The organism is Streptomyces pathocidini, from assembly GCF_001418495.1.
GTDB lineage: Bacteria > Actinomycetota > Actinomycetes > Streptomycetales > Streptomycetaceae > Streptomyces > Streptomyces pathocidini.
Window position 1 is genome coordinate 1 of the sequence record NZ_LIQY01000100.1, and the last position, 9,636, is coordinate 9,636.

8 protein-coding genes are annotated in these 9,636 nt (G+C 73.0%); 4 read left to right on the forward strand and 4 right to left on the reverse strand.

Going from position 1 to position 9,636, the window contains the following annotated elements:
- The 4 genes from AOK16_RS06565 to AOK16_RS06580 all read right to left on the reverse strand — a co-directional run.
- Window positions 1-1,512: ABC-F family ATP-binding cassette domain-containing protein (locus AOK16_RS06565; RefSeq protein WP_055471283.1), on the reverse strand; the 1,512-nt coding region annotated here is incomplete at its 3' end.
- 135 nt (window positions 1,513-1,647) lie between these two features.
- Window positions 1,648-3,042 carry an MFS transporter gene (locus tag AOK16_RS06570; protein WP_205627640.1) on the reverse strand — a complete coding sequence of 465 codons (1,395 nt, stop codon included), beginning with the start codon at window positions 3,040-3,042 and terminating at the stop codon, window positions 1,648-1,650.
- A 107-nt stretch (window positions 3,043-3,149) separates the two neighbouring features.
- The gene (locus tag AOK16_RS06575) at window positions 3,150-4,631 is read right to left on the reverse strand and encodes an aldehyde dehydrogenase family protein (RefSeq protein WP_079101121.1); all 1,482 of its coding nucleotides are present in this window, start codon (window positions 4,629-4,631) and stop codon (window positions 3,150-3,152) included.
- Entirely contained in the window at window positions 4,628-5,893 is a 1,266-nt protein-coding gene (locus AOK16_RS06580; RefSeq protein WP_055471278.1) for a cytochrome P450, read from the reverse strand. The genes AOK16_RS06575 and AOK16_RS06580 overlap by 4 nt, the downstream gene beginning before the upstream one ends.
- Window positions 5,894-6,623: 730 nt before the next feature.
- On the opposite strand from AOK16_RS06580, the gene AOK16_RS06585 reads away from it, so the two are divergent.
- The 4 genes from AOK16_RS06585 to AOK16_RS06600 all read left to right on the forward strand — a co-directional run.
- Entirely contained in the window at window positions 6,624-7,946 is a 1,323-nt protein-coding gene (locus AOK16_RS06585) for an aromatic ring-hydroxylating oxygenase subunit alpha (protein WP_157859126.1), read from the forward strand.
- Window positions 7,943-8,530, forward strand: a complete 588-nt coding sequence (locus AOK16_RS06590; RefSeq protein ID WP_055471280.1) for an aromatic-ring-hydroxylating dioxygenase subunit beta — start codon at window positions 7,943-7,945, stop codon at window positions 8,528-8,530. The genes AOK16_RS06585 and AOK16_RS06590 overlap by 4 nt, the downstream gene beginning before the upstream one ends.
- On the forward strand, window positions 8,505-8,771 hold the full coding sequence (locus AOK16_RS27385) for a hypothetical protein (protein WP_055471281.1): 267 nt from the start codon (window positions 8,505-8,507) through the stop codon (window positions 8,769-8,771). The genes AOK16_RS06590 and AOK16_RS27385 overlap by 26 nt, the downstream gene beginning before the upstream one ends.
- Window positions 8,768-9,636 (forward strand): FAD binding domain-containing protein (locus AOK16_RS06600; protein ID WP_055471282.1); only part of this gene is annotated, 869 nt, incomplete at its 3' end. The genes AOK16_RS27385 and AOK16_RS06600, both read left to right, overlap by 4 nt.

A 9,636-nucleotide genomic window follows, 5' to 3' on the forward strand; every position in this document is an offset into this window, starting at 1 on the left:
CTCCACCGCGCCGCGGTCGTGGGTGACCATGACGACCGCGCCGGGGTACTCGCCCACGGCCGCCAGGACCTCCTTGCGGGAGAGCGGGTCCAGGTTGTTCGTGGGTTCGTCGAGCAGCAGCACGTTCGCGCCGGAGTGCACGAGGCACGCCAGCGCCAGCCGGGTCTTCTCGCCGCCGGAGAGCACCCCGGTGGGCTTGCCGGCGTCGTCGCCGCGGAACAGGAAGGCGCCGAGCACTTGCCGTACCTCGCCGCCGGTCAGCTTCGGGGCGGCGGACGACAGCGACTCGAACACCGTCGCGGCGGGATCGAGCGTGTCGTGCTCCTGCGCGAAGTACCCCAGACGCAGGGCGTGCCCCGGCACCACCCGCCCCCGGTCGGGCCGGAGTTCGCCCGCCAGGACGCGCAGCAGCGTGGTCTTGCCCGCGCCGTTGAGCCCCAGCACGACCAGCCGGCTGCCCCGGTCGACGGCCAGGTCGATGCCGTCGAAGACCCTGTGCTCGCCGTACGCCTTGGCCAACCCGACCGCCGCCAGCGGGACCCGCCCGGAGGGCTCCGGGGTGGGCAACCGCACCCGCGCCACCCGCTCGGCCCGGCGCGCCGGCTCCAGGTCCCGCAACATGGTGTCCGCGCGGCGGGCCATGTTCCGCGCGGCCACCGCGGTGGCCACGTGCGAGCGCATCTTCTGCGCCTGCGCCCGCAGCGCCGCCGCCTTGCGCTCGGCGTTGGCGCGCTCCCTGGTCCTCCTGCGCTCGGCCGCCTCGCGGTCGGTCTGATAGCGCCGCCAACCGGTGTTGTAGACGTCCATCGCGAGCCGGTCGGCGTCGAGTTGGAAGACCCGGTTCGCCACGGTGGCGACGAGGTCGGTGTCGTGACTGATCATCAGCAGCCCGCCCGGGAACCTTGACAGGAAGTCGCGCAGCCAGGCGATGGAGTCGGCGTCGAGGTGGTTGGTCGGCTCGTCCAGCAGCAGCGTGTCCTGCTCGGCGAACAGGATTCTCGCCAGCTCGACCCTTCTGCGCTGCCCGCCGGACAGCTCGCCGAGCCGCTGCGACAGCACCCGGCCGGGCAGCCCGACCCCCGCGGTCACCTGTGCGGCGACGGCCTCCGCCGCATAGCCCCCGAGGGCCTCGAACTCGTCCTGCGCCCTGGTGTAGGCGCGCATGGCCCGGTCCCGCTCGGCGTCCGACCGGGCTTCGGCCATGGCGGTCTCGGCGGCGCGCAGCGCGGCCGTGACCCGGTCGAGGCCGCGGGCGGCCAGGACCCGGTCGGTGACTGTCTGGTCCTGGTCGGCTCCGCGCGGATCCTGCGCGAGGTACCCGACCGGTCCGGTCGCGCTGATGGTCCCGCCGGCGGGCCGCAGCCCGCCGGCCAGCGTGCGCATGAGTGTCGTCTTGCCCGCCCCGTTGCGCCCGACGAGGGCGACCCGGTCACCGGGGGCGATATGGAAGTTGACGTCCGACAGCAGCAGACGTGCGCCGACGCGCACATCGACATTGCGTACAGTGATCAAAAGAATGACTCTCCGTGAGTTCCTGGCGACACACCTGTCCCCTGAGAAGGGGTGGGGTCGCTAGGAAACTCGCGGAGTCGACATGCGGGACATGCTAGCGACCTACGAGCCGGACGCGCCACGCGATTTCGTCCGTCACGGGGCCGGGTGGTTCAGCCCCACCGCGGTGCGCTCACCCACCGGGGCGGTGCGCGAGGCCCCCACCGCGGCGGCGGCGCAGCCGGCCGCCGCCGCCACGCCCAGCACCGCCATCCCGGCGCCGAACCCCAGGCTCCCGGCCGCGGTGGCGCCCACGAGGACCCCGGCTGCGCTCGTGCCCAGCCCGGCCGCGGTCACGTCGCTGATCTGCAGGGCCGAGGAGTTGGCCCCCGTCTCGTCCTCGGCGGACTGGTCGAGCACGAGTACGCCGGTGGTGGGGACGCACACGCCCATGCCCAGCCCGCCCAGGATCCACAGCACGTACACCGGCCACCCCGGTGCCCCCGGCAGGCACAGGGCCGCCATGCCGACGAAGCAGCACGCCAGGGCGGTGAGACCCCAGCGCAGCAGCGACGGCCTGGCGACCTTGACGATCCTGCCCTGCGCCTGAGCCCCCGCCCACCAGCCGAGGGCGCCCGCCAGCAGGGGCAGCCCCGACGCCACGGTCCCGAAACCGTGCAGCGTGACAAGGGTCAACGGCACGACGGACTCCACGGCGTAGAACGCCCCCGCCAGCAGGCCGCGCACCGCGACCACGGCCGGTACGCCCCGGCGCAGGCGCACCGAACCCCGGGGCAGCAGCTCCCGCAGCCCCGCCCCCAGCGCCGGCAGACCCACCGCGAGCAGCAGCACCGCCAGCGTTGTCCGCCCGGCGACAAGGGCGTTGCCCGCCGACTGGACGACGACGACGCCGGCCCCGGCGAGCAGCGCGAACAAGGGCTTGCGGGACCCGCGCGCGGAGGTGCGGCCCGGCGCCGGCGAGGTGCGCAGGGCGGGGAGCAGCGTCACCCCGCCGGCCAGCACCAGCGGCACCAGGCCGAGGAACACCCAGCGCCACCCGACGTGTGCCGTGATCATGCCCGAGACGATCGGACCGACCAGTGCCGGCAGGACGTAGGCCGCGGAGATGATGGCCAGCGCCTTGGGGCGCAGGTGCGGGGGGTACGCGATGGCCACGATCTGGAACACCGCGATCGAGGCCAGCCCGACGCCGATGCCCTGCGCGCCCCGGCCGAGGACGAACACCGCCATGTGCCCGGCGGATCCCGCCGTCACCAGTCCGACGGTGAAGACGGCGATGCCGGTGAGCAGCGGCCTGCGTGGCCCGACGCGGTCGCACCACTGGCCCGCCACGCCGAGGCCCACCAGGTTCATGACCAGGAAGGCGCTGTAGGGCCAGCCGAAGAAGGCGAGCCCGTCGAGGTCGCGCACCGCCGAGGGCATGGCGGTCGCGACCGCTATGCCCTCGAACGCGAAAAGACTGATGGCGACGGCGATGCCGATGCTGGTGAGCCGCCACTGCGGCGCGAAAACGCCAGCGGAACGTTCCACGATCTCCCAACTCCGCGATGTTCTGCGGCCGGTCGGCAGCCCTGGCCCCTGCCCGGTGTCCTGCCGACCGCCCGCGTTGTCCTTGCGTATTCCTGTACAGCGGGACATTACAGACGATGTGTCACCTGCTTGATCCGCGTATACGCCTCGAAGCCGTACCGGGAGAGGTCCTTGCCGTGGCCGGACTGGCGGAAGCCGCCGTGCGGCAGTTCCGAGGGGAACTGCAAGTGGGTGTTGACCCAGACCGTGCCGTAGTCCAACTCCCTCGAAAGCCGCATCGCCCTGCGGTGGTCGGTCGTCCATACGGCTGAAGCGAGCCCGTACGGCGAGGAGTTGGCCCGCCGCAGGGCATCCCCTTCGCCGGCGCACCGTTCGACGGTGATCACGGGTCCGAAGATCTCCGTACGGGTGACGGCGTCGTCCTCCCGCACCCCCGCGACGACGGTGGGAGCGTAGAAGAACCCCCGGTCGCCCACGCGGTGGCCACCCGTGACCACTCGCGCGTGCGGCGGCAGTGCGTCGACGCAGCCCTGAACGCGCGTCAGATGTGCGGGGTTGTTCAGCGGCCCGTACGAACTGCCGGGGTCCGAAGGCGGTCCGGGGCGCCGCGCCGATGCCTCCGCGACGAGGGCCTCCAGTACCAGGTCGTGCACCGAGTCGACCACCAGGACCCGGCTGGCGGCCGTGCAGTCCTGCCCCGCGTTGGCGACCGCCCCGGTGACGATGGTCCGCGCGGCCTCCGTGACGTCGGCGTCGGCGCAGACGAGGACCGGGGTCTTGCCGCCCAGTTCGAGATGGGTGCGCTTGAGCGTGGCGGCGGCGCGGGTGGCCACGTCCACACCGGCCGCCACCGACCCGGTCAGCGAGACCGCGGCGGGCACCGGATGCTCGACCATGAGCCGCCCTGTGTCGGGGCCGCCGCAGACGACGTTGAGCACGCCCGGCGGCAGGATGCGTGCGGCGAGGTCGGCCAGCAGGAGCGCCGAGGAGGGGGTGGTCTGCGCGGGCTTGAGCACGACGGTGTTCCCGGCGGCGATCGCCGGGGCCGACTTCAGCACCGCCATCAGCAGCGGGAAGTTCCATGGGGCGAGCTGCGCGCAGACTCCCACCGGCTCACGTCTGGTGTAGGAAGTGTGCTCCGGCGCGTACTCGCCGCCCGCCACGCCGTCGAGCAGCCGGGCGGCACCGGCGAAGAACCGCAGTTCGTCGACGATCCCGCCGATCTCGCCCGCGGCGTCCCGGCTTCCGGTGTCGCGGAGCTCGGCCTCGCCGAGTTCGCCGGCCCGTCCGGCGACGGCGTCGGCCAGCTCCAGGAGCGCGGCCTGGCGTTCGCCGGGTGTGGTCCTGGACCATCCGCGGAAGGCCGAGGCGGCCGCGCGCACGGCGCGGTCGACGTCCTCGGCTCCGGTACACGGCGCGCGCAGGTGCGCTTCGCCCGTGCACGGGTCGAGCAACTCGGTGTGCTCGGTGCCCTCCGCGGGCTCGACCCGCTTGCCGTCGACGACATTGCGAACGGTGGGTGCGCTCAAGGCGGTGTTCTCCTGGTGGCTCGGCCGGTCGGTGCTCGGAACGCGCTGCTGTGAGGTCATCTCCGGTGCTCGGGCGCCTCGCCGGTGACCCGGAGCGAAGTGAAGCCGTGGAAACCGAGGTTGTTGTTCCAGTTGGCCTCCTGCGGCGGTACGTGCAGCCCCGGCCATCTGCGGTACAGGGAGCTCAGCGCGATCCGGGTCGTCTGGCGGACGAGCGGGTCGCCGAAGCACAGGTGCCTGCCGACACCGAAGGTGAGGTGCCGGTTGGGCAGCGGCCGGTCCAGGACCAACTCGTCCGGCCGCTCGAAGACTTCGGGGTCCCGGTTGGCCGAGGCCACGTACAGCAGCAGGGGCTGCCCTTCGCGCAGCGGGACGGCGGTCCCGTCGGAAGCGGTGTACTCGAAATCCTCGGCCGCGACCCGCCCGACGAACGAGACGGGCGTACACACGCGCAGGAGTTCCTCGACGGCGGGCCTTGCCGTGCCGGGGTGCAGCAGCAGTTCCCGATCGGCGGGGGACACGGCGTCCAGGGCGTGCACGCTGTTGCCGATCAGGTACCGGATGGACGCCACGCCCGCGAACAGCAGCAGCGCCGCCTGCGCGACCACATCGCGCTCGGAGAAGCGGTGCCCGCGTACCTCGATCTCCCGTAACTGGTGCAGCAGCCCGCCCTCGGCGCGCGAGCGGCGCGCGTTGTCCTCGGAGGCCAGGAAGTCGGCGAGTTGCCGGGTGCTCTCCCGGGTCCGGCGCAGGTGCTCCACCGAGACCGAGGTCGAGCCGAAGAGGTGCGCGATGTCGTCGGTCCAGCGGTTGAGGTCGGCGTGCGCCTCGACCGGGACACCGAGCACATCGGCGATCACCATCGCGGGCAGCGGGAAGGCGAACTCCGATATGAGGTCGAACCCGGTGGGGTCGAGCCGGTCGAGCAGCCCGTCCACGAGGGCCTGGATGCGCGGTTCGAGGTACGCGTCGGTGAACGGCACGTAGCCCCGGTTGGCCTGCCGGCGGTTGCGGGTGTGCTCGGTGCCGTCGTGGAACGCCAGCCAGCGCCCGTAGATGTCGAGCATGTCCGCGAACTCCTCGCGCTGCTCGGGCGGGAGGAAGCGCAGCGGGACCGCCGAGCGGGCGTTGGACAACCGCTCGTCCTGCATCAGGCGTGCGCAGTCGGCGTACCGGAACATCAGCCAGGTGCCGCCGAAGATCGTGCCGGACAGGCGGGCCGGGCTGCGCTCGCGCATCAGCGCGTAGAAGGGGAACGGGTCCTCGATGTACCGGAACTGGTTGTGGGAGAAGTCGTCGACGGATGCGAGGCCGGGTGACAAGGCAGGGACTCCCGATAAGTCGGTGGCAGCTGCTGGCGCACTCCTGTGGCCGGAGCGCGAAGTTGCCGGAGTGCGAATAGGAGGCTCTTTCGGTTTCACCGTAGGGCAGTTTTCGACGGCAGCTCAAGGAGCTGGAGTCCGGTTTTCCCTTTTGAGTTCCGGGCTAAATATGGATGCCCGCGGGGCGGTATTTCGGCCACGGCCGGCAGGCCTTCCGGAATCGCCTCGCGGGGCGCCGTCAGGGGATGGATGGGCTCGGCACCGATGTCGAGAGCGCTGCCGGGCACGGCGCCTGGGTCGCCCGGCGGGACGCGGGCTGGAGTTGCCGGGGGCCGGATACCGCTACCGGAGGGCTTGGTTTCCGGCTGAATCACGGGCCCCGACCGGCCCGCGGCGGCCGGGAAGGGCCTTGCGCGCCGAAGTCCGCGCGCTTAGCTTGGGGTTGCTGCCGGCCCGCGAGAACGGGTGCCCGCCGCTGCCGCGGCGTAGCACCAGGCCGGCTGGTTCACCGACGAGCGGCACTCCGCGGTCTGGCGGGACCCGGTGCCCTCGTCCCGCAGGAGATCTTCCTACGCGGCTGCTCGGCGGGCCCCGCGCGAATGCCTGTTCTCGCGGCGCTGTCGTGCTCCGTGATGTCCGGTGATGGCGGTCCCGGAACGCGCGGTGCGGTTCGCCCTGTCGCGGAATTGCCCTCCAGGAGGGATCTGTGTCGTTTGGAGCCGATGATTTCGTGCGCACTATCGGCCGTCGTGCATTTATTGACAGCGACGTTCTCGACATCGAGTACGATCGCGTTTTCCATCCGTCCTGGCAATTCATCGGGTTCGCCGGCGAGGTGCGTGAGCCGGGCGATTACATCGTGCGCGTGCTCGGCCGGGACGAGGTCGTCGTCGTACGCGGGGAGGACGGTGAAGTACGCGCGCTGCACAATTCGTGCACCCACCGGGGCACCCGCCTGTGCCGCGCGAGCCTGGGCAACACCGCGCACCTGCGGTGCAGTTACCACGGATGGACCTTCGCCAACGACGGCAGACTGGTCGGAGTGCCCGCCCTCCGGTCGGGCTACGCGCCGGACTTCGACCGCGCCGAGCACGGCCTGCCCGCCGCGCGCGTGGCGTGCCGGCGGGGGTTCCTGTTCGCCACCTGGGACGCGGCGGCTCCCGAACTGGAGGACTACCTCGGCGAGATCGCCTGGTACCTCGACGCCCTCCTCGACTGCGGGGCGGGGGAGTGGGAGGTCTGCGGCCCGCCGCAGCGGGTGCGCACCAAAGGGAACTGGAAGATCCCCACGGACAACTTCGCGGGCGACGGATACCACATGCGGACCACGCACCGGATCGCGCTCGACCAGGGGATCTACGGCGACACCCTGGCCGACGGCACCCGGGGGCGGGCGGGAACCGACCTCCTGGCGGTCAACATCGCGACCCGGGGCGGGCACAGCGTACGCGCGGGCTACGTCCTCGGCAGCGGGCGCTCCCTCGAGGACAGGGATCCCGCCGACCCGCAGTTCCCCGGCTATCCTCCCGAGCGGTGGGCCGAACTGGCCGCGGCGCAGTCCCCGGAGCAGGTGCGGTTCACCTCGCACTGCGAGGTCGCGCACGGAGTGGTGTTCCCCAACACCGTGTTCCTCAGCGTCGCGCACGACCGCGCGGTGGGCGAGGACACCGATCCGCTGACCCGCTACCTGGTGGTCCGCGCCCACGTACCGGTCAGCGCCCGCGAGACCGAGTGCCTGTACTGGACGCTCGTGCCCACGGCGATGGACCAGGACTGGCGCCGCCGCTCCTACCGCTTCCAGGCCCGTACTCAATCGGCGGGCGGCATCCTCTTCGAGATGGACGACTTCGAGAACTTCGCCCGGATCGACGCCGCCCTGGCCCGCTCGGCGCCGGGGCGGGGAGGACCGGTGGACCTGACCCTCGGCGCGGGCCTGGGCGTCCCGGCGCGGGGCTTCCCGGGCCCGGCGCGGGCCGAGGTCGCCACCCTCAGCGAACACAACCAGCGGGCCTTCTACCGGCGTTGGTCCGAACTCGTGGGGGAGCTGCCGTGATCGGCCGACCGGACCCCCGCCCGCCGGCGCGGCCCGCCACCTGCCCGGAGGAACTGACCGACGGCCCGTTCCCCGACCGCGGTGCCCGACTCCCTGGCCTCGACCCGGAGATCACCGCCGTGCTCACGGAGGAGAGCGCCGCGCTGGACGAGGGCGAGCACCAGGCCTGGCTGGACACGCTCGATCCCGCGTTCCGCTACGAGATCCCGGTGCCGCTGCTGCGAGAGGACCCCGTGCTGCCCCGGCACAGCCCGTCCGCCGTTCTCTTCGAGGCCACCAAGCGGGTGCTCGAGCTGAAGTTCGGCCGGGCCGGACTGCTCCAGGCGTGGTCGGACCGGCCCGCCACCACCACGCGCCACTTCCTCGGCTCGGTGCGGGTGTTCGCCGCACCCGCCTCCGGGGTGGTGCGGGCCGACGCCAACCTGCTGGTCACCGGCAACCGGGGGACCGAGCACACCGTGCTCGTCAGCGCCGCGCGCCAGGACCTGCTCCGCCGGCGCCACGGGCGCTGGGTGCTGCTGCGCAGGCGTGTCCTGCTCGATGTGGAGGTCGCCACCCATGAACAGCTCTCCGTCATCTTCTGAGGCGCCCTCCGAGGCCGCACACCCGGAGGACATCCTGCTGTGCCGGGTCTCGTGCGAGTCGGCGTCCGTCGCCGTCCTGCTGCACCCGACCGGCAACGGCGCGCGGCTGCTGCTGGTGTCCGAACGCACGGGAGGGCGCGCGCTGCTCGACGCCACGGTCCTGGACGCGCTGTGCGCCCTGACCCCCTCGGCGGCCACCGCCCTGGTGCGCTCCGCCGTGCAGGAGGGGACGCCCGCGTGACAGCCGTCGCGTTCGACTACACCGCGCCCACGACCCTCGACGCAGCCCTGCGCGCGCTGCATGCCCCCGGGCGGAGCGTGGCGCCGCTGGCGGGCGGGCAGAGCCTGGTCCCGCTGCTCACCCGCCGCGAGGTGCGCCCGGACGCGGTCGTGGACCTGAACGGGGTTCCCGGCCTCGCCGGGGTCGACATCGGCCCCGACCGGGTCAGGGTCGGCGCGATGACCAGACTGCGCGACCTGGAGCGGCACGGGGGACTGGCCGCCGCCCTCCCCGTACTGGTGTCCGCAGCCGCCTTGGTGGCCCACCCGCACATCCGGACGCGCGCCACGCTGGGCGGTTCGCTGTGCCACGCGGCCCCGGCCGCCGAACTGCCCGCGGTCGCGGTCGCCCTCGGCGCCGACGTGGTGCTGCGGTCGGTGCGCGGTGTGCGGTCCATTCCCGCGGCCGGGTTCGCCACCGGCCCCGGAACCACCGTCCGTGCGCCGGACGAGGTGGTGACCGAGGTCGTCTTCCCCCGCACCGGCGGACTCGCCCACGAGTTCAGCGAGTTGTGCACGCGCGGCGGCACCGGCTACCCCGTCGCCGGGGTCTGCCTGGGGCTGCGGGTCGGCGGCGGCCTCATCCGGGAGGCGTGCGTCGTGGTGTCCGGATGCGGCCCCCTCCCCGTACGCCTGCCCGGCGTCGAGGCCGCGCTGGTCGGCCGTGCCGTCGCCGGGCCGCACCCCGGCCTGGTCGCCGCCGTCGTCGCGGAGACGGCCCAGGCCCCCGGCCGCGGACGTGAATCCGGCCGCGGACCCGAAGCCGGCGGTGGACCCGGACCCGGACCCGAAGCCGGACCCGGCCACGTACCCGAACCCGCCCTCGA

Excerpts from the sequence above, each read along its gene's own strand:
- AOK16_RS27385 (WP_055471281.1), top strand. The coding sequence starts at position 8,505 with ATGAACAGCTCTCCGTCATCTTCTGAGGCGCCCTCCGAGGCCGCACAC.
- AOK16_RS06575 (WP_079101121.1), bottom strand. The coding sequence starts at position 4,631 with ATGACCTCACAGCAGCGCGTTCCGAGCACCGACCGGCCGAGCCACCAG.